The sequence below is a fragment of the Amycolatopsis sp. cg9 genome (assembly GCF_041346945.1).
GTDB lineage: Bacteria > Actinomycetota > Actinomycetes > Mycobacteriales > Pseudonocardiaceae > Amycolatopsis.
The window spans coordinates 3,432,881-3,451,547 of record NZ_CP166850.1 but is presented as its reverse complement, the minus strand read 5'-3'; the positions used below and the strand labels follow the sequence as shown (position 1 = coordinate 3,451,547).

The following is an 18,667-nucleotide window of genomic DNA, read 5'->3' as shown; positions in this document are numbered from 1 at the left end:
CTACTTCACCGCTCCCATCGACAGCCCCCGGACGAGGTGGTTCTGGGCGATCCAGCCGACGATCATCACCGGCAGCGAAGCCAGCAGCGCGGCGGCGGAAAGCTGGGCCCAGTACAGGCCCTCACTGGTGATGAACCCGACGAGGAACACCGGCACCGTGCCGGCCCGCGCCGCCGTCAGGTTGACCGCGTAGAAGAACTCGGTCCAGGAGAAGATGACGCAGATCAGCGCCGTCGCCGCGATCCCGGGCGCGACCACCGGCATGATGATCTTGCGCAGCAGCGTCGGCAGGTTCGCGCCGTCGATCCGGCCCGCCTCGATCATCTCGTGCGGCACCTCGAGGAAGAACGACCGCATCATCCAGATCGCCAGCGGCAGGTTCATCGACGTGTAGAGGATGACCAGCGCCCACACCGTGTCGAGCAGCTCGGTGTTCTGGGAAATGATGTACAGCGGGATGATCGCCGCCACGATCGGCAGCATCTTCGTCGAGAGGAAGAACCCGAGCGCGTTCGACGTGCCCTTGACCGGCGCCAGCGACAGCGCGTACGCCGCCGGGACGCCGAAGAGCAGCACCAGCGCCGTCGAAAGGATCGTGACGAACGCCGAGTTGGACACGTACGGCAGGAACCCGCCGCTCAGGACGTTGCCGATCTGGTCGAACGTCGGGGTGAACAGCAGTTTGGGCGGGTCGGTGTAGGCGTCCGCCTCCTGCTTGAACGCCGTGAGGATCATCCACAGCAGCGGGAAGACGAACAGGATCGCGATCACCCAGGTCGCCAGGGTCAGCGACCCCTTGCCGTAGGCCCGCTTGCGGGGTGCGGCGGTCGTGGTCATTTGATCCCTCCGCTCACGGAGAACGTGCGGAACATCAAGCGCAGCGCGAAGGTCGCGACGATCATCGTCAGGATCACGACGACCACGCCCATCGCGGACGACTGGCCGACGTCGAAGCCTTCGAACGCGCGCTGGTAGATGTAGTACGGCAGGTTCGTGCTCGCCGTGCCCGGGCCGCCCTGGGTCATCAGGAAGATCGCGTCGAAGCTGTTCACGATGTAGATCGCGCCCAGCAGCGTCGCCAGCTGCAGGAACCGGGACAGGTGCGGCAGCGTGATGGACACGAACGTCCGCCACCGGCTCGCACCGTCCACAGCGGCCGCTTCCAGGACCTCTTTGGACTGGCTCTGCAGGCCGGCCAGGATGAGCAGCATCATGAACGGCGTCCACTGCCACACGATCTGCGCCATCACCGAGGCCAGCGGGAACTCCGAAAGCCAGTCGACGTCGGTGCCGAAGACGAAGTGCAGCAGCCCGTAGGTCGGGTCGAACATCGTCGTCTTCCACAGCAGCGCGCCGGCCGCCGGCAGGATGAGGAACGGCGTGATCAGCAGCGTCCGGACGACGCCGCGGCCGAAGAACTTCCGGTCGAGCAGGATCGCCAGGCCGAGGCCCAGCAGCAGCGCGACCAGCACGCACACCACGGTCAGCACCACGGTGTTGAGCAGCGCGACCAGGAACGTCGTATCGCTGAAGACGTCGATGTAGTTGTCCAGGCCGACGAAGTGCCGCGAACCCGGGCGGACCAGGTTCCACGACTGGAACGAGTAGAACACGGTGAGCAGGAACGGCAGCTGCGTCACCGCGATGACGAAGACCAGCGCGGGCAGCAGCGGCAGCCGCCGCTTGGCCGCGGTGCTCAGGCCGCGTTTCTCCGCGGTCTTGGCGTGTGCCTGGGGCTTGGGCGTATCTACCGAGAGCGTGGACATCACTGCACCGCCTTGTAGGAGTCGCCCACGGTCTGGGCGTAGTCCTGGGACTGCTTCAGCGCGTCGTCGACGGACTGGCGCCCGGCGATCGCCGCCGACAGCTGCTGGCTCACCCGGGTGCCGAGGTCCTGGAACTCGGGGATGCCGACGAACTGGATGCCCGGGTAGGGCACCGGGTTCGCCATGACCTTCTGCTGGTTCGCGTCCGCGATCCCGTCCAAAGTGGGCTTCGCGTAGGCCGCGGCGGCCTTGGCGTAGTCGGGAATGTCGTAAGTGGACTGACGCACGCCCGGCGGGACGCGGTTCCAGCCGTAGGTCTGGCCGACCTTCTGCACGTACGCCTTGTCGGTCATCCAGGCCATGAACTTCCAGGCCGCGTCCTTGTCCTTGGCGACCTTCGGGATGCCCAGCGCCCAGGTGTAGAGCCAGCCGCTGGCCTGCGTCTTGACGACCGGCGCCGCCGTGTACCCGGACTTGCCGACGATCTTGCTGCTCGACGGGTCCTCGTTGGTGCCCGCCATGACCGTCGCGTCGTACCACATCGCCGCGTTGCCCTGGGTGTAGCGCGTGCCGCACTCGGAGAACCCGGCGCTGGAGGCGCCGACCTCGCCGTGCTCGCGGATCAGGTTCACGTAGAAGTTCGCGGCTTCCTCGAACTCCGGCGACGTCAGCTTGGCGTTCCAGTCCTTGTCGAACCACTGGGCGCCGAAGGTGTTGGCCACCGTGGTGAACGGCGCGAGGCTCTCGCCCCAGCCGGGCTTGCCGCGCAGGCAGATGCCGGCGACGCCGTTGGCCTTGTCGTCGAGCTTCGCGGCGAAGCCGGCGATCTGCTGCCACGTCGGCTTGGCCGGCATGGTGAGCCCGGCCTTCTCGAAGAGGTCCTTGCGGTAGGCCAGGAACGACGACTCGCCGTAGAACGGCACCGCGTACATCTGGTTCTGGTACGACAGCGACTGCTTGATGCTGGGGATGAAGTCGCCTTCGTCGTAGCCCTGGGTGGCCGCCATGTGCGGTTCGAGGTTCTCGAGCCAGCCGTTGGCCGCCCACTGCGGGGCCTCGTAGTTGCTGATCATGACGACGTCGAACTCGCCGCCCTCGGTGGCGGTCGACGCGGTGATCTTCGCGCGGGCCTGGTTTTCCGGCAGCGACACGAACTTCAGGTTGATGCCGGTGACCTTCTCGAACTCGGGCGCGAGCGAGATCGCGTCCTTCATCTGCGGGTTGGACACGATCGCGATGACGAGTGTCGAGTTGCCCTGGCCGACCGAACCGGCGCCCGCGCACCCGGTGGCCACCAGCGACGTCGCGGCGAGGAGGGTGAGCAGCTTACGCACGGCCACCTCCCGGGAGCACCTGCACCTTGAGGCCCGCGCCGCTGCGCATCTTGGCCAGCGCGTCCGGGTACCGCTCGAGCGGCAGCCGGTCGGTGAGCAGCTCTTCGGTGTCGATCGCGCCGCCTCCGACGAGGTCGAGCGCGGCGCCGTAGCTGTTCAGCACGGCCATCGAGCCGACGATGGTGATCTCGTCGTTGTAGATGCGGAACGGCGAGAGCGCGACGCGGGCTTCGGCCGGCGCGACGCCGAAGACGAGCAGCCGGCCACCGCGGCGGGTGGCGTCGAAGGCCGCTTCGATGGCGGGCGCGGCGCCGGTGCAGTCGACGGCGACGTCGAACTTCTCGTCGTTCAGCTCGCCGACGTCCGCCGCGGTGGCGACGGCGCCGAGCCGGGACGCGCGCGGCAGCCGGTCGGCGTTGCGGTCGACCACCGTGACGTGCGCGCCGGCCCGCTGCAGCAGCTGCTGCATGATCAGGCCCATCGTGCCGGCGCCGACGACCAGGAAGCGTTCGCCGGCTTCGACGCCGACGCGGCGCACGCCGTGCACCGCGCAGGAGACCGGCTCGACCAGCGCGCCCTGTTCCCAGGTCATCGTGTCGGGCATGCGGTAGCAGTTCGCCGACGGGACGGCGACGTACTCGGCGAAGGCGCCGTCGACGGTGTCGCCGGTGGCGTTCCAGTTGGCGCACAGGTTGCCGTGGCCGGAGCGGCACGGGCCGCAGTAGCCGCAGAACAGCGACGGGTCGACAGCGACGCGGTCACCGACCTGCCAGCCGCCCGGCACGTCCGAGCCGAGCTCGACGATCTCCCCGGAGAACTCGTGGCCGGGGATGATCGGGTACGGGGTGGGCGGGAAGTGCCCGTCCGCGATGTGCAGATCGGTCCCGCAGATCCCGCAGGCCCCGACCTTGACGACCACCTCGCGTTCCCGCGGCTTCGGATCGGGCACCTCACCGACCCTGATCTCGCCGGGCCGGTCGATGATGGCGGCACGCATGCCAAGCCCCTTTCCTCGCGCTCATATGAGCGGCATTGACCTATGGCGTCGAGAACATGTGAAGGCATTACAGGTCTGACATGTGTGTTACGTCAACCTTTCGGGAATATTTCTGGCTATAGTGCTCATATGAGCACCACTAGGAAGCAGTCGTCGCTCACCGAAGCTATGCTGCTGGCGACCGTCGCCCGGCGCTTCTACGTGCAGGGACGCTCCAAGCTGGAGATCGCCGACGAGTTCGGGGTCAGCCGGTTCAAGGTCGCGCGGATGCTCGACACGGCCATGGAGTCCGGGCTGGTCCGGGTGGAGTTCGCCCTGCCGGCACCGGTGGACCTGGCGCTGTCGGACGAGGTGCGCTCGGCGTACGGCCTGCAGCGGGCCCTCGTGCTCGAGCGCTCAACCGAGCGGGAGCCGAAGGAGGTCGTCCGGGCGAAGATCGGGGCGCTGGCCGCCCGGCTGCTGGAGGAGATCGCGACCCCGTCGGACGTCATCGGGCTGTCGTGGGCGCGCTCGGTCAACGCGATGACCGAGGCCATCCGGACGCTGCCGCGCTGCCCGGTCGTCCAGCTGTGCGGGGTGCAGGCGGGGATGGACATGCGCGGCCGCTCGGTGGAGACGGTCAGCCGCGTGACGGCGGTGTCCGGCGGCGACCCCTACCCGATCTTCGGCCCGCTGGTGCTGCCCGACCGCCGCACGACCGAGACGCTGCGGCGGCAGCCGGGGATCGCGGAGACGTTCGGGCAGTTCCGGAACCTGACCAAGGCGGTGGTCAGCATCGGCGCGTGGCAGCCCGGCGAATCGACGGTGTACGACGCGCTGGACGAGGCCGAGCGGGCGGCGATCGCGGCCCGCGGGGCGACCGCGGAGGTGGCCGCGCGGCTGTTCGACGCGGCCGGGAACGCGTTGTCGACCGGGCTGGCGCACCACGTGCTGGCGATCAGCCACGAGGAGCTGACGGCGGTGCCGGAGGTGATCGCGCTGGGCTACAGCAAGCCGAAGGCGGCGGCGGTGGACGCGGTCCTGCGGTCGGGCATGGTCTCGACGCTCATCACCGACGCGGCGGCCGCGGTCCCCCTCCTGGCCCTGGCCGCGAAAAACCCGGTCACGACCACCTGAGGCGTACGGCCGCCGCGGGTTCGTACTCCGCCGGGAGTACGCGCGGCCTCCCGGGCTCCGGGGCGAAACCCGGGTCGCGCCCGATGTGCCGTGGTCGTCGGTTCGGCGAGCCTGAACGGCGTGAAGACTTCTCCCCGCTGGCGCCAGGCCGTCGTCTGGCTGCACGTCGTGTCGTCCGTCGCCTGGATGAGCCAGGCCCTCGCCTTGGTCGTGCTGACCGCCACGGGCGCGCCCGCGATGGCCGAGCGGCTCGACACCGTGCTGCTCGCGCCGATGGCGAACGCCTCCGCGTTCACCGGCCTCCTGCTCGCCGGCGCGACCGCGTGGGGCTACTTCCGGCACTGGTGGGTGCTCACGAAGTTCGCCCTGACACTGGTGCAGCTCTACGCCGGGATCTTCCTGCTCTCCCCCGCGCTGCACGAATCCGCGGACACCGGCACCGTCGCCTGGCCGCAGATCGCGGGGGCGGCGTCGATGGCGAGCGCGCTGGCGTTCCAGGCGTGGCTTTCGGTCGCGAAGCCGGGCCGCAAGACGCCGTGGTCCCCGGCCGCGAAACCGCCGACCGCGCCGACGTGGGTGTTCGTGGCCGGGGTCGCCGCACCGGTTTTCGACGTCACCGCCGGGCTCCTGATCGGCTACCCGTTGCCCGCGTTGTCCCTGGTCACGCTGGTCGTGCTCGGCTTTGAGCGGCGACGACGGCGTCGCCGTGCTCAGCGGCCCAGCGCCCGAAGCCCTCGATCGGCTCCAGGAAGCTTGAGCCCAACGACGTGAGCGCGTACGCGCCTTCGCGACGCTCGACGAGACCGTCGGACTCCAGGCGCCGCACGGTTTCCGTGAGCGCCTTGGCGCTGATCCCGCCGATCTCGCGCCGCAGGTCGACGTGCCGCCGCGGCCCGTGGCGCAGCGCCCAGAGCACCACCGGGTTCCAGGTGTTGGCGACCAGGTCGAACGCGAGCCGCGTCCGGCAGTCGGCGAGGAAGTCCATGGTTACCGTTCGGTTCCTTCCCGGGTTCCTACCGTCGTGCTGGTACCAGCCAAGCACAAGGAGGACGCATGCGGATCGGGATCTTCGGCACGGGCGGGATGGCGGACGCGCTCGGCACGCAGTGGGCGCGAGCGGGGCACGAGCTGAGGGTGAGCGGCCGGTCCGACCCGGCAGCTCTGGCCGCACGACTCGGCGCTTCTCACGGGTCTTGGCGTTCCACGGCGGAATTCGCGGACGTCCTGCTCCTGGCCGTCCCGGTTTCCGCGATCGCCGAGGTCGTCGCGGCGGCGGGCCCGCTCGCGGGGAAGGTCCTGGTGGACTGCACCAACGACCCGGCACTGACCGGCGCGCCGGTGGCTTCGCGGATCGCCACGGACGCCCACGTGGTCAAGGCGTTCAACCTCGCGCACGTCGACGTCTGGCGGATGACACCCCCGGTGTTCGGTGGCCGCCCGCTGTCGGTCCCCCTGTGCGGCGACGACCCGGCGGCGCTCGAAGCGGTGAGCACGCTGGTCCACGACATCGGCGCGAAGCCGGTGCCTGCGGGCGGCCTGGACCGCGCGGCCCTCTTGGAGGCCACGGCGGCGTTCGTCATCGGGCTGTGGTTCGCGGGCGAGGACGCCCAGGCGATCCTGACCCCGGCGGGCTGAGCGTCAGGAAATAGCCGGTCCTCAGAGCCGGCGAAAGTGAGCGAAACGTTTTCGATCCCGGACGCGACTTAGGACTCGACAAATCGGCCGAAAATCGCCGATGCCACGTTCGCCGAGGGGCAGCAGGGCAAATGATCATTCAGTGGTGCGTCAAGGGCATCCACCTGCCCGGCGACGACGAAGCACGGCAGTTGATCGCAGACGGAGACGGTCTGCACTGCAACTGGTGGCGAAAGGTCCACCAGATCAGACCAGTCGAGGTCAGGGACAAGCTCACGCCGGCGAACATCGATCGGCACGTCAATCATTTCGAGGAAAACGACCCCACGACCGGAATTCCTTTCTCCGAGAACAGCCCGTTCATCTCCCTCTCGGCCGGCACGGTGGAGCGTGACGTCCTGGCGGCGACGAACCTGGTGCACCGCGCCAGGAAGACGGCACTGTGGTTCGGTACCCAGTTCGGCCGACGTGACGTCGCGTACCTCTACACGTGTTGGGTCATCCTAGCGCCGCGCACCGCGGTCGGCATCGAAGGAGTGGCCGAGGAGGTGCGCGATCTCAACGCCTACCGACGGTACTCGGCCTACCAGACCGAGGGCGAAGTCGCGGCCAAGATCATCGTTCCCGACAACCAGATCAGCCACTGCGAAAAATGGGAGCTCCGCGGCGGCAATCGGAAGAAATTCGTCAAGGTCTGGACCCAGCACAACCCGCGGTTCACCCCACCGGAGATCTTGACGAACGTCCGGGAGCTGATCTGAGTGACCGTCGAACACCTCGAACACCTCGGGCTCGACCCGGAACAGGTCCGCGCGACAGCACAGTTCCACGAAGCCTACGCGACGACCGCAGCGCTCGAACTCGAGTCCATTTCCACCGTGAAGCAGGCGGTAATTCGCCCAGGCGCAGACGACCTGACGTTCACGCTGATCGCCGATACGGCCAGCGCGTTGCGCGAAGCCGGGCAATGGGCGCTGCTCCTGGATCCGGTACGGGCAGGTGAGCTCCTCCAGCGCGCGGGAGCACTCTTCCGCGCGCTGGGTCATGCCTTCGGGATGTACCTCGAGGTCGTCACCACCGGACGGGAGCACGACGAGGACTACAGCGTTCTCGCTCAAGCTGTTCGACAAGCCTCAGGACTGCCGCCGGACCGTGCCACTTCCGCACCGGCTCCGGCCCCCTTGCCCGACATCCAGTTGCACCAGCAGCAGCAGCAGCAGGCCTACCTGGTCTTGACCGCGAGTGGCGTAGCCAGCAGGGCACGTTTCTCCGGAGAGCACGTACGCGAGTTCGATCCTCTCACCGAGGCGCTGTCGAACATGCTGGACTCCTCTCCGCACCGCTCCGGCGTACTGCCCGTGGGAAGCCTGGGCACCCCCATCCACCGGTTCTGGTCCGTGGCTCAACACCTGCTCCGGGGGCGCCGCAGAGATGCCCACCGCATCGCCCAGCACGTCGTCGCCATGTGCCGCTCGTACGAAGAGACGATCAGTCTCGCCCGGACCAACACCTACCTGTGGCGGAACGGAGCGGCTCCGGTGGACGTCGCGGATCTGGACATCTGCGGGATCGCCGCACTGACGACGAGGGCCTTCGGCCAGGACACCCTGCTGAACGCGTTGGCCGAGGTACCTGGCGGCCGCGACCTCAGCCCCATCGGACGCATGCCGATCGAACTGGGCGCAGCCCTGGCAGGTGGATCCGATGACCGTTTCGAGAGGGGGTAGCGGTGGATACGAACATCATTTTGCTGGTTGTCGGCTTGGTACTGGTGATCGGCGTCCTGATCCTCCTCTGGCGCGGGCAGCACGGTTCCGGGCACAGCACCCTCAAGTTCTCATTGGGGGAAGTTTTCGAGATGGACCTCAGTCTTTCGCCCCTGAACACGGCGAAGGCCGAAGAAGCGGCGCTGGAGGCCACCAAGGACAAGGGGCGGGGAACCGCCCGGCCCGATCTGACGTCGATCGGCACGAACAGCGTGCTCGCCCGCATCCTCTGGGTGGACGACGTCCCGGACAACAACGTGTACGAAACGCTCGCCCTCGAACGCCTCGGCAAGCTGGTCACCGTCGCGACGTCGACGGAAGCCGCGCGCGTCTACCTGTCCCAGCTGGAATTCGCCGTCGTCATCACCGACCTCACCCGCTCCGGAGACCCCCGGGCCGGGTTGGACTTCATCCGGGAGACGAGAGCAGCCGGAAACACCATCCCCGTCGTCGTCTACACGCTGGACGCCGCGGCGGTGGCGGAGGAGTTGTCCGCGGCAGCAGCGGACGCTGTGGTCGACCTGCCGGAAGACCTGGTCAAGGCGGTGGAGTCCCTCGCCGTGGGTCGACGCCAGGACTGACCCCGGCGGGCTGAGCGTCAGAGGCCGTATTCGATGGCGGTGGCGTTGGTGCCCGCCAGCAGCGCGTACTCCACCGTCGATGCGGCCGACGCGGGCTGAGCGCACCCCCGCCCTCCACTGGGGGGCGCGTCCCGATTCCAGCCTACCGGCCCCGACCTGCACGAAAGGGTGACGACCCAAATCTGTGGACAACCAGACCCCATGTGGACAGCTCGTGCAGGCCGATTCAGCCCACCTCGTCGACGTTCCCCGCGGCCAGGTCCACCGCCCGCGCCCGCACCGGCTCCCCGCCGCGGGCCACCAGGGTCACTTCGCCCGAACCCAGGTCCGTCACCAGGGTGCTCAACGTCATCAGCTCGTCGCCGCCGGTCGCGTTGCGGTGGACGTCGTTCGTCAACGCCGAAAGCAGCCACTTCGCGTCCGGGGACGTGGGCGCCAGGTGCGCGCACACCTCCGCGCGGTCCAGGCTCTCCTCCGCGGCGACGTCCAGGTGCGGGGGCAGCTGGCGGAAGTGGTTGGTGTGCCAGGAAAGCCCACTGGCCACAGTGGTCACCGCGGTGTCGTGGCCCGCCTTTTCGACCACCGTCACCGCCGGGGCGCCGAGGGCGCCCATCGTGTACGCGAACCCGCCCGCCGAAGCGTGGGAACGCAGTAGGGACACCGCTTCCGCCACGGACGTCGCGCGCTGGGCCGTGCGCGCCACGAAGTGCCGGCCGGCGCACGGCGACGGGGCCGCCACGCTCACGCTGTCGATCCCCCACACCAGCCCGTGCGTGGTCAGCGTGAACGTGTTCGACGGCAGGAAGCCCGGGTACCACCAGACGCACACGCCCGGCTCGCCGTCGATCAGCAGCGTCAGCAGCCGGCCGATGCCGTCGAACACCGGGGCGCCGTCTTCGTTGTGGCCGAGCAGCGACGGCTCGCCGGCCCACGCGAGGTCCGTGCAGCCGGTGCCGTCGCCCGCGCCGAGGTCGCCGCGCAGGTTGGCCAGCAGCAGGTCGTCGAACGGGACGCCGGCGCCCTCGGCCAGCGCCGTCAGCTCGGCGTAGGCGTCCGGGTGCTCGACCTGCGACGCCGATTCGACCGCCCGGAACCGCACCGGCGAGTGCCGGGCCCGCGCGGTGACCGGCCACGACGGCAGCCCCGCCAGGACGGTCCCGATGTCGGCGGCGGCGTACGCCCCCAGCTCGCGGAAAGCGGCTTCCCGGGGCCCCCGGACGATCGTCCAGCGCACGTCGCCGATCCGGTGCTCCCGCACTGTCGCCACCATGTGATCACGATGACTGAGCGGTCAGGAATCCGCAACGGGCGGCGCCATCCGGGTCTTCGCCCCGGGCCGGGGGCTCCGCCACCCGGAACCCCCGGAAAGAGTCAGTGCGCGCCGACCGCGGTCACCCGGATGACCGCGGACCCGGCCTCGTCCGACGCCGCCAGGTCCACTTCGGCGCTGATGCCCCAGTCGTGGTCGCCCGCCGGGTCGTCGAAGATCTGCCGCACCTTCCAGACGTCCGGCTGCTGCTCGATCATCAGCAGCGCCGGACCGCGCGCGTCCGGGCCGGTGCCGAGCGTCTCGTACTCCTCGAAGTAGTCCTCGATCGCGTCTTCCCACGCCTCGGCGTCCCAGCCGGACGCCGCGTCCAGCTCGCCGAGCACGTTCCACGCCCGCCGCGCGAACAGCTCGACCCGGCGGAACAGCTCGTTGCGCACCAGAACGCGGAACGCGCGCTCGTTGCGCGTGACGGCCGGCGGCAGCTCCGGCGGCCGGTGCGACACCGGCCCTTCTTCCGACGGGTGCCGCAGCGCTTCCCACTCGTCCAGGAGGCTGGAGTCGACCTGCCGGACCAGCTCGCCGAGCCACTCGATGAGGTCCTGCAGCGGTTCGGTCTTCGCCTCGTCCGGCACCGTGTGGCGCAGCGCGTCGTAGACGTCGGCGAGGTAACGCAGCACCAGCCCTTCGGACCGGGCGAGCTGGTAGAAGCCGATGTACTCGACGAAGTTCATCGCGCGCTCGTACATGTCGCGCACCACGGACTTCGGCGAAAGCTCGTAGTCGTCGACCCACGGGTGGCCCTGCCGGTAGCTGTGGAACGCGCCCTGCAGCAGCTCTTCCAGCGGCTTCGGGTAGGTGACGTTCTCGAGCAGCTCCATCCGCTCGTCGTACTCGATGCCCTCGGCCTTCATCGCGTTCACGGCCTCGCCGCGCGCCTTGAACTGCTGCTGCGACAGCACCGGCCGCGGGTTGTCCACAGTGGATTCCACAGTGGACACGACGTCGAGCGGGTAGCTCGGCGACTCGAGGTCGAACAGGTCGATCGCGGCCAGCGCGAACGGCGACAGCGGCTGGTTGAGCGCGAAGTCGAACTGCAGGTCGACGGTGAGCCGGATGATCCGGCCCTGCTCGTCCGGTTCGGACAGCCGTTCGACGACGCCGGCGGCGAGCAGCGCGCGGTAGATCGCGATGGCGCGCAGGATCAGCTTGCGCTGCGACGCGCGGTCCTCGTGGTTGTCCTCCAGGAGGTGGCGCATCGAGTCGAAGGCGTTGCCCGGCCGCGAGATCACGTTGAGCAGCATCGAGTGCGTGACCTTGAAGCTGGACGTCAGCGGCTCGGGCTCGGCCGCGATGAGCCGGTCGAAGGTGCTCTCGGTCCAGTTGACGAACCCCTCCGGGGCCTTCTTCCGGACGATCTTCTTTTTCTTCTTCGGGTCGTCGCCCGCCTTCTCCAGGGCCTTGGCGTTCTCGACGACGTGGTCGGGCGCCTGCACGACGACGTAGCCGTCGGTGTCGTAGCCCGCGCGCCCGGCGCGGCCGGCGATCTGGTGGAACTCGCGCGCCTTGAGGTGGCGCTGGCGGACGCCGTCGTACTTGGTCAGTGCGGAGAAGACCACCGTCCGGATCGGCACGTTGATGCCGACGCCGAGGGTGTCGGTCCCGCAGATCACCTTGAGCAGCCCGGACTGGGCCAAGGTCTCGACCAATCGGCGGTACTTCGGCAGCATGCCGGCGTGGTGCACCCCGATGCCGTGGCGGACCAGCCGCGAGAGCGTCTTGCCGAAGCCGGCGGAGAACCGGAAGTCGCCGATCAGCTCGGCGATGGCCTCCTTTTCGGCCTTGGTCGTGACGTTGATGCTCATCAGCGTCTGCGCCCGCTCGATCGCCGCGGCCTGCGAGAAGTGCACGACGTAGACCGGCGCCTGACCACCGTTGAGCAGCTCGGACATGGTCTCGTGCAACGGCGTCAGCGCGTAGCGGAAGGTCAGCGGCACCGGGCGCTGCGCCGACGTGACGACGGCGGTCGGCTTGCCGGTGCGGCGGGTGAGGTCCTTCTCGAAGAAGGACACGTCGCCCAGGGTCGCCGACATCAGGACGAACTGGGCCTTCGGCAGCTCCAGCAGCGGCACCTGCCACGCCCAGCCGCGGTCGGGCTCGGAGTAGAAGTGGAACTCGTCGGCCACGACCTGCCCGACCGGCGCCTCGGCGCCGAACCGCAACGCGATGTTCGCCAGGATTTCGGCCGTGCAGCAGATGATCGGGGCGTCCGGGTTGACGCTGGAGTCACCGGTCATCATCCCGACGTTGTCGGCGCCGAAGATCTCGATGAGCTGGAAGAACTTCTCCGAGACGAGGGCCTTGATGGGCGCGGTGTAGTAGCTGCGGCGGCCCTGGGCGAGCGCGGTGAAGTGCGCGCCGACGGCGACGAGGCTCTTCCCGGAGCCGGTCGGCGTCGAGAGGATGACGTTCGATCCGGAGACGACCTCCATCACCGCCTCCTCCTGCGCCGGGTACAGCTCGATGCCCCGATCGGCCGTCCAGGTCGTGAACGCTTCGAAGAGGGCGTCGGGGTCGGGATCCGCAGGCAGGAGGTCTGTGAGAGTCATCAGGCGTCCATCGTGCCATCCGCTCGTCGCAAAGTCGGCAGGGGCGATCGCATCGCGCGTGGTAAACCCGTAGGCTTCGCGTTACCGCGCTTCGACCGGGAGATACGGTGTCGCGCGCACACGGGCGGTACACCGGAGGGCTTAGGAATGGCACAGGACATCATCCCGATCGAACTCGGGCTGCCGCAGGGCGACGTCGTCACCCTGTGGGCCCCGCGCTGGCGGGAAGACGGCGAGGAGTGGGAAGCGTTCCTCGGCGACGAGGACGACCTGTACGCCTTCCCGGACGCCGCGCACCTGGCCGCCTTCGTCCGCACGTCGGAGCGGCACGACCTGATCGACCACCCGGCGTGGGACGCGGTGCCGTCGCTGAACGTGCCCGAGCTGATCCCGGACGAAGACCACACGTACGACCTCGTCGGCGTGCCGGAGCTCGTCGCCGAGGAGCCGGACGTCTGGCACATCGCCGAGCTGGCCGAGATCGTCGGCATCGTGCGCTCGCTCGCCGACGTCTGCGACCTCGAAGAGGTCCACGAGATCCTCGACTCGACCGAGGGCTTCTCGCTGCTCGACCAGGGCACCCTCCCGTTCACCGGGAGCGTCGGCGTGCAGGTGTGGAACGACCTGTCCGAGACGGTGTCGACGAAGTGGGACACCGTGCTGGACGCGATCGACGGCCTGGTGACGGTGCCGGACGTCGACGAGAAGGTCCTGGAGCAGACCGCCGAGGAGCTGGCGGCGTTCCACGAGGAGTCCGCCGAGGCCGAGGCCGGCGCGGAGGGCGAAGAGGACCTCGAGGCGATCGATTCCGCGGACTCGGACGACGAGGACGAAGAAGAAGAAGAAGAGGGCCCGGTCGGCTTCTGGGCCGAGGTCGGCATCGACCCGATCAAGATCATCACGTCCGGCGCGGAGTACTACACGCTGCGCTGCTACCTCGACGACACCCCGGTCTTCCTCGGCAGCGAGGGCGAGATCGACGTGTTCACGTCGGAGAAGGCGCTGGCGCGGGCCCTGGCCGACGGCAAGGACCTGGCCGAGACCGACCTCGCCGACGTGTCCACGTGGGACGAGGTGCTGGCGAAGGCCACGGCGGGCGAGCTCGAGATCGAGGTCGACGCGGAGAACACGTACGTCCTGACCGGCCTCGACGCGGACATCGCGGAGGGCCCGGAGGCGATCGACCCGACGCAGCTCGAGCTGGCGGTCGAGCTGATCACGGACGCGGCCGACTGGGCGGGCGACGAGAGCGTGGAAACGGCGCTGGCGTCGAACGAAAGCCTGGGCTGGCTGGTGTCGTTCGTGCTCCGCCCGGACCCGACGCGCCTCGAGCCGAGCGCGCCGTTCGACGCCGAGCAGAGCGCTTGGCGGAAGCTGGTGGAGACGTTCGAGAACCGCCTGACGGTGGCTTGAGTTTTCCGGAGGCCGCTGCCCCGCTGGTCGGGGTGGCGGCCTTCGTCGTGTCCGGGGTCGCGGTGGCTCGATCGCCGAGGCTTCGGACGTCGCGAATGAGTCATTGGGGACCTGGGAAGTCCCGAATGAGTCATTCGCGACCTCCGGCGGTCGCCGCCGCTCGGGCCCTGGCTTTGGCGCAACGCAGCTGTCCACAGGCCCCGCCGGTTGTGGACAACTCGGGTCCGGGGCGGCTCCGGCGGCCGGTTTCCGTCAGTGGCCGCCGATACGCTGGAGACGGGGGGCGCCCCCGCGGGCGGGTGGTCAGTCGCGCTCGTGTTCCGCGCGGACCGGGACCACCGCCACCGCCAGGGCCGGGAAGATCGCCGCCACGCAGAACGCCAGTGCGTAGCGGCTGTCGCCGATCACCAGGCCCAGCAGGGGCGGGGTCAGCGAGGCCGCGATATTCTGGCCGGTGTTCTGCGTGCCCATCGCGCGGCCCGACCAGGCCAGGCCGGCCAGCTCGGCCGACGCCGTGAAGCCGAGGCCGTTGTCGGCCACCGTGATGACGCCCGCCAGCGCCAGGGCCAGCAGCACCAGCCAGGGCCACGACACGTCCCCCAGCGCCACCAGCAGCATCACGAAGCAGCTGAGCACCGCCAGCAGCCGCATCGGGCGCAGCCGGCTGCCGGCGCGGTCGGACCACCAGCCCGAGCCGAGGCGGCCCAGCGCGCCCAGCACCTGGACCACCGCCAGGTACCAGCCCGCCGACAGCGGGCTCCAGTGCTGCACCGACACCATGTACACCGGCGCGAACGCCGACACCGCGAACTGCGGCACCACCAGCAGCGCGCTCGCCCCGTGCACCCGCCACAGCGCCGAGTGCCGGTACGGCGAAGGCGGCTTCTCACCCGTAGACGCCCGCGGGGGCCGCGGCGGGTCCGTCACCAGCCACGCGACCAGCAGCGCCACGGCGATCGCCAGCCCGGCCGGCAGCAGCACCGCCGCGCGGAACCCGAAGTGCGCGGCCAGCGGCGGCAGCCCCAGCGCGGCGACGCCGACGCCGAGCGGCTGGGCCGTCTGGCGGATCCCCATCGCGACGCCGCGCTCGGACTTCGCGAACCAGCCCATCACCACGCGGCCGCTCGCCGCGTTCACCGAAGCCGTGCAGGCACCGGCCGCCAGGAACACCCCAAAGAGGAGCCCGACCGAGTGATCGCCGACGCCGGCGTACACCAGGAGTAACCCCGAGGCCCCCAGTCCGAGGGCCATGATCAGGCGCTCTCCGTAACGGTCCGCAGCCGCACCCCACACGATCAGGGTGAACAACAGGCCGATGCTCGGGGCCGCGACGACCGTGCCGGCCTGGGCGAGGGTGAGCCCGTCCGCGGCGCGCATGGCGGGGACGAGGAACGGGAGGCCGTAGAGGAACGAGCAGCTCGCGGTCTGCGCGGCGAGGCCGAGCGCGAGGATGAGCCACCGCCGTGAACTCGCCTGCACCCGCTCCACCGAGCCGTCCGCGACCTGCGCCATCGTCGTCACCGTCTCAAATATTGAGAAACAATTCCTACATGGTGAACGATAGTTGGCGTGCCTAAGGACCGCAACCACCGTTCGGCGGCCGCGGTCCCGGCGAGCGGCGGCTCAGGCCAGCGCGGCGTACCCGGGCTTGATCACGTCGTCGATCAGCGCGATCCGCGCGTCGAAATCGATGAACGCGGATTTCATCGCGTTGATGGTGAACCAGCGGAAGTCGGCCAGGCCATACCCGAAGGTCTCGTGCAGCGCGGCGAATTCGCTGGTCATCGTGCATCCGCTCATCAGGCGGTTGTCCGTGTTCACGGTCACCCGGAAGCGCAGCTTGGCGAGCAGGCCGATCGGGTGCTCGGCGATCGAGCGGACCGTGCCTGTTTGGACGTTCGACGTCGGGCAGATCTCCAGCGGGATGCGGCGGTCGCGGACATACGCGGCCAACCGTCCAAGGTGGACCGTGCCGTCCGCGTCCGTCTTGATGTCCTCGATGATGCGCACGCCGTGCCCGAGCCGCTCGGCGCCGCAGTGCTGAATCGCTTCCCAAATGGACGGCAAACCGAACGCTTCGCCCGCGTGAATGGTGAAATGCGCGTTGTTCTGGCGCAGATATTCGAACGCGTCGAGATTGCGGGTCGGCGGGAATCCGTCTTCCGGGCCCGCGATGTCGAACCCGGCGACCCCGGCGTCGCGGTACCGGACGGCCAGGTCGGCGATCTCGAGGGCGCGGGCGTGCTGGCGCATCGCGCAGAGCAACGTCCCGATGCGGATGCTGCCGCCGTTCGCGGCCACGCGGCGAGTGCCCTCCGTGAACCCCGCCTGGACAGCCTCGACCACCGCATCGAGTGACAGACCGCGTTCGACGAACAACTCCGGTGCGTAGCGCACCTCGGCGTAGACGACGCCGTCGGCGGCCAGGTCTTCGACCGCTTCCGCGGCGACCCTGACCAGCGCATCCTCCGTCTGCATCACCCCGCAGGTGTGCGCGAAGGTCTCCAGGTAGGACACGAGCGAGCCGGAGTCGGCCGCCCGGCGGAACCAGCTGCCCAGCTCGGCCGGGTCGCTGGTGGGCAGGCCGGCATAACCGGTCTCGTCGGCGAGTTCGGCGACGGTCGCCGGGCGGAGGCCGCCGTCCAGGTGGTCGTGCAGGAGCACCTTGGGCGCGCGGCGGAGCGTCTCGGTGGGCAGAACAGGGCTTTCGTCAGGCATCTCCCAACGGTAACCTCGTTGTCATTCCCCTACATGGCCGTAACTCTCAGGCTCGGGCTAACCCTCAGCGTTGACGATCATGCGACGAATCGGCCATCCGGGGGCAGCCTCCGCAATAGGCTCTTCACGGGGGCCATACAGACAGCAATTTTTGCAATCGATAAGCTTCGTGGCACGTCCCTCCATTTCCCCGCCGACGAAGGACACACAGCAGTGACCACTGACAACCACATTGCCGCCCCGTCCTTCGACCGGATGCGCAACATGCTGGTGCGCGCGGCCGAAGTGCGTGAGAGCGAGCAGCAGCAGATCTTCGACGCGCTCGACGACATCTACGCCCGCCTCGCGCCGGTGGACTCGCTGGGCGCGGTCCGCAAGCGGCTGTCCGAGCTCCCCGACCGCACCGAGGTCGGCGTGCTGGCCGAGCGCCTCGACGAGGCGATGTCCCGCCTCGAAGCGCAGGACAACGCCATCGCGGCGCTGACCCGCGCGATCGAGAGCCTCCCGGACAAGCTCGCCAAGCCCTTCGCGCAGCTGGACGGCCGCCTCGACGGCGTCGCCGCGCGCTTCGAGGGTGTCGCCGGGCGGATGGACGGGCTCGAGGACAAGCTGCAGAACATCCACCGCCGGCTCGACGAGCTGGGCGGCCACCTCGACAAGCAGGACGCGAAGCTCGACTCGATCCCGCAGTCGGTCACCGGCCCGGTCCGCGAGCGGATCGAGCAGGCCGAGGGCACGCTGCGCGAGCGCGTCGACAGCACCGACCACGAGCTGCGCGGCAAGGTCGACGAGCTCAGCCGCGTCACGCAGGAGCGCGTCGGCGAGCTGGGCCGCACCACGCACGAGCGGATCGACGCGAACACCGAAGCGCTCAAGGTGGCGCTGACCGAGACCGGCGAGATGATCGACGCCTCGGACCGCCTGGAGAACCTCGGCAACCGCCTCGAAACGGTCACCACCCGCCTCGACGACCTCGCCGGCCGCCTCGACAAGGTGGAGGACGGCTTCCTTTCCGGCATCGGCGACCTCGACGGCGCGCTCAAGGCCGGGCTGTCCAAGGTCGAGGGCACGCTGTCCAAGCAGCCGGACACCGACTCGGTGGACACGCTGGTCCGCAAGAGCAACGACGAGAGCGTCCGCCGCATCGGCGGCCAGCTCGACGAGGCGATGGCGACGTTCGCGGAGCTGATGCTCGGCGGCGGCCCGGCCGTCCAGCAGATCGCCCCGCCCCCGCCGGCCCCGCGCCAGCCGCGTCGCAGCTCCCGCAACGGCCGCGCGCCGAAGCCGGCCGACGCCAAGGCCAAGTCGGGCGAAGGCTCGGAAGAGCCCACGGAGTAACCAGCCCCACGAAAAGGCCCCCACCGGTTCGCCGATGGGGGCCTTTTCACGTTCCGGAGTAACCCCTCCGGCTCACTTTCACGTGAAAGTGCGGCCCCCAGGTGGGAACTTTCACGTGAAAGTGCCA

17 protein-coding genes are annotated in these 18,667 nt (G+C 69.3%); 8 read left to right on the top strand and 9 right to left on the bottom strand.

Annotated elements, in window-relative coordinates:
* From AB5J73_RS16630 to AB5J73_RS16615, 4 genes are read right to left on the bottom strand one after another with little or no spacing between them, the layout of a single operon-like run.
* Complete coding sequence (locus AB5J73_RS16630) at positions 1-837, bottom strand: carbohydrate ABC transporter permease (protein ID WP_370970566.1); 837 nt, start codon at positions 835-837, stop codon at positions 1-3.
* A complete protein-coding gene (locus AB5J73_RS16625) occupies positions 834-1,766 on the bottom strand; it encodes a carbohydrate ABC transporter permease (protein ID WP_370970565.1) in 933 nt (310 codons plus the stop codon). The genes AB5J73_RS16630 and AB5J73_RS16625 overlap by 4 nt, the downstream gene beginning before the upstream one ends.
* Positions 1,766-3,106, bottom strand: coding sequence for a sugar ABC transporter substrate-binding protein (locus tag AB5J73_RS16620; RefSeq protein ID WP_370970564.1), 1,341 nt, complete (start codon positions 3,104-3,106; stop codon positions 1,766-1,768). The genes AB5J73_RS16625 and AB5J73_RS16620 overlap by 1 nt, the downstream gene beginning before the upstream one ends.
* Positions 3,093-4,097 carry a zinc-dependent alcohol dehydrogenase family protein gene (locus tag AB5J73_RS16615; RefSeq protein WP_370970563.1) on the bottom strand — a complete coding sequence of 335 codons (1,005 nt, stop codon included), beginning with the start codon at positions 4,095-4,097 and terminating at the stop codon, positions 3,093-3,095. The genes AB5J73_RS16620 and AB5J73_RS16615 overlap by 14 nt, the downstream gene beginning before the upstream one ends.
* A 129-nt stretch (positions 4,098-4,226) precedes the next feature.
* Between AB5J73_RS16615 and AB5J73_RS16610 the strand changes: the two genes are divergently transcribed.
* On the top strand, positions 4,227-5,213 hold the full coding sequence (locus tag AB5J73_RS16610; RefSeq protein ID WP_370970562.1) for a sugar-binding transcriptional regulator: 987 nt from the start codon (positions 4,227-4,229) through the stop codon (positions 5,211-5,213).
* A gap of 120 nt (positions 5,214-5,333) precedes the next feature.
* Positions 5,334-5,984: a hypothetical protein gene (locus tag AB5J73_RS16605; RefSeq protein WP_370970561.1), complete on the top strand. Its 651-nt coding sequence runs from the start codon at positions 5,334-5,336 to the stop codon at positions 5,982-5,984.
* Here AB5J73_RS16605 and AB5J73_RS16600 read toward each other — a convergent pair.
* Positions 5,875-6,198: a winged helix-turn-helix transcriptional regulator gene (locus AB5J73_RS16600; RefSeq protein ID WP_370970560.1), complete on the bottom strand. Its 324-nt coding sequence runs from the start codon at positions 6,196-6,198 to the stop codon at positions 5,875-5,877. The two genes, AB5J73_RS16605 and AB5J73_RS16600, sit on opposite strands and share 110 nt — an antisense overlap.
* Before the next feature lie 68 nt (positions 6,199-6,266).
* Between AB5J73_RS16600 and AB5J73_RS16595 the strand changes: the two genes are divergently transcribed.
* The 4 genes from AB5J73_RS16595 (at position 6,267) to AB5J73_RS16580 (ending at position 9,195) form a co-directional block, all read left to right on the top strand.
* Positions 6,267-6,848 carry an NADPH-dependent F420 reductase gene (locus AB5J73_RS16595; protein ID WP_370970559.1) on the top strand — a complete coding sequence of 194 codons (582 nt, stop codon included), beginning with the start codon at positions 6,267-6,269 and terminating at the stop codon, positions 6,846-6,848.
* A gap of 131 nt (positions 6,849-6,979) precedes the next feature.
* Positions 6,980-7,609: a hypothetical protein gene (locus tag AB5J73_RS16590; RefSeq protein ID WP_370970558.1), complete on the top strand. Its 630-nt coding sequence runs from the start codon at positions 6,980-6,982 to the stop codon at positions 7,607-7,609.
* A complete protein-coding gene (locus AB5J73_RS16585) occupies positions 7,610-8,575 on the top strand; it encodes a hypothetical protein (protein ID WP_370970557.1) in 966 nt (321 codons plus the stop codon).
* A 2-nt stretch (positions 8,576-8,577) separates the two neighbouring features.
* Positions 8,578-9,195, top strand: a complete 618-nt coding sequence (locus AB5J73_RS16580; RefSeq protein ID WP_370970556.1) for a hypothetical protein — start codon at positions 8,578-8,580, stop codon at positions 9,193-9,195.
* A 226-nt stretch (positions 9,196-9,421) separates the two neighbouring features.
* Here AB5J73_RS16580 and AB5J73_RS16575 read toward each other — a convergent pair whose 3' ends face one another.
* The gene (locus tag AB5J73_RS16575) at positions 9,422-10,465 is read right to left on the bottom strand and encodes a C45 family autoproteolytic acyltransferase/hydolase (protein WP_370970555.1); all 1,044 of its coding nucleotides are present in this window, start codon (positions 10,463-10,465) and stop codon (positions 9,422-9,424) included.
* A 101-nt stretch (positions 10,466-10,566) separates the two neighbouring features.
* Positions 10,567-13,071, bottom strand: a complete 2,505-nt coding sequence (locus tag AB5J73_RS16570) for a DEAD/DEAH box helicase (RefSeq protein ID WP_370970554.1) — start codon at positions 13,069-13,071, stop codon at positions 10,567-10,569.
* Positions 13,072-13,218: 147 nt separating this feature from the next.
* On the opposite strand from AB5J73_RS16570, the gene AB5J73_RS16565 reads away from it, so the two are divergent.
* On the top strand, positions 13,219-14,484 hold the full coding sequence (locus AB5J73_RS16565; RefSeq protein WP_370970553.1) for a primosomal protein: 1,266 nt from the start codon (positions 13,219-13,221) through the stop codon (positions 14,482-14,484).
* A 303-nt stretch (positions 14,485-14,787) separates the two neighbouring features.
* Here the strand turns inward: AB5J73_RS16565 and AB5J73_RS16560 are convergent, their stop codons facing one another.
* Together AB5J73_RS16560 and AB5J73_RS16555 are read right to left on the bottom strand one after the other, a co-directional pair.
* Complete coding sequence (locus tag AB5J73_RS16560; RefSeq protein WP_370973194.1) at positions 14,788-15,996, bottom strand: MFS transporter; 1,209 nt, start codon at positions 15,994-15,996, stop codon at positions 14,788-14,790.
* Positions 15,997-16,107: 111 nt separating this feature from the next.
* Positions 16,108-17,202: an adenosine deaminase gene (locus AB5J73_RS16555; RefSeq protein WP_370970552.1), complete on the bottom strand. Its 1,095-nt coding sequence runs from the start codon at positions 17,200-17,202 to the stop codon at positions 16,108-16,110.
* A gap of 213 nt (positions 17,203-17,415) precedes the next feature.
* On the opposite strand from AB5J73_RS16555, the gene AB5J73_RS16550 reads away from it, so the two are divergent.
* Positions 17,416-18,540, top strand: a complete 1,125-nt coding sequence (locus AB5J73_RS16550; RefSeq protein WP_370970551.1) for a PA containing protein — start codon at positions 17,416-17,418, stop codon at positions 18,538-18,540.
* Positions 18,541-18,667: the final 127 nt, after the last annotated feature.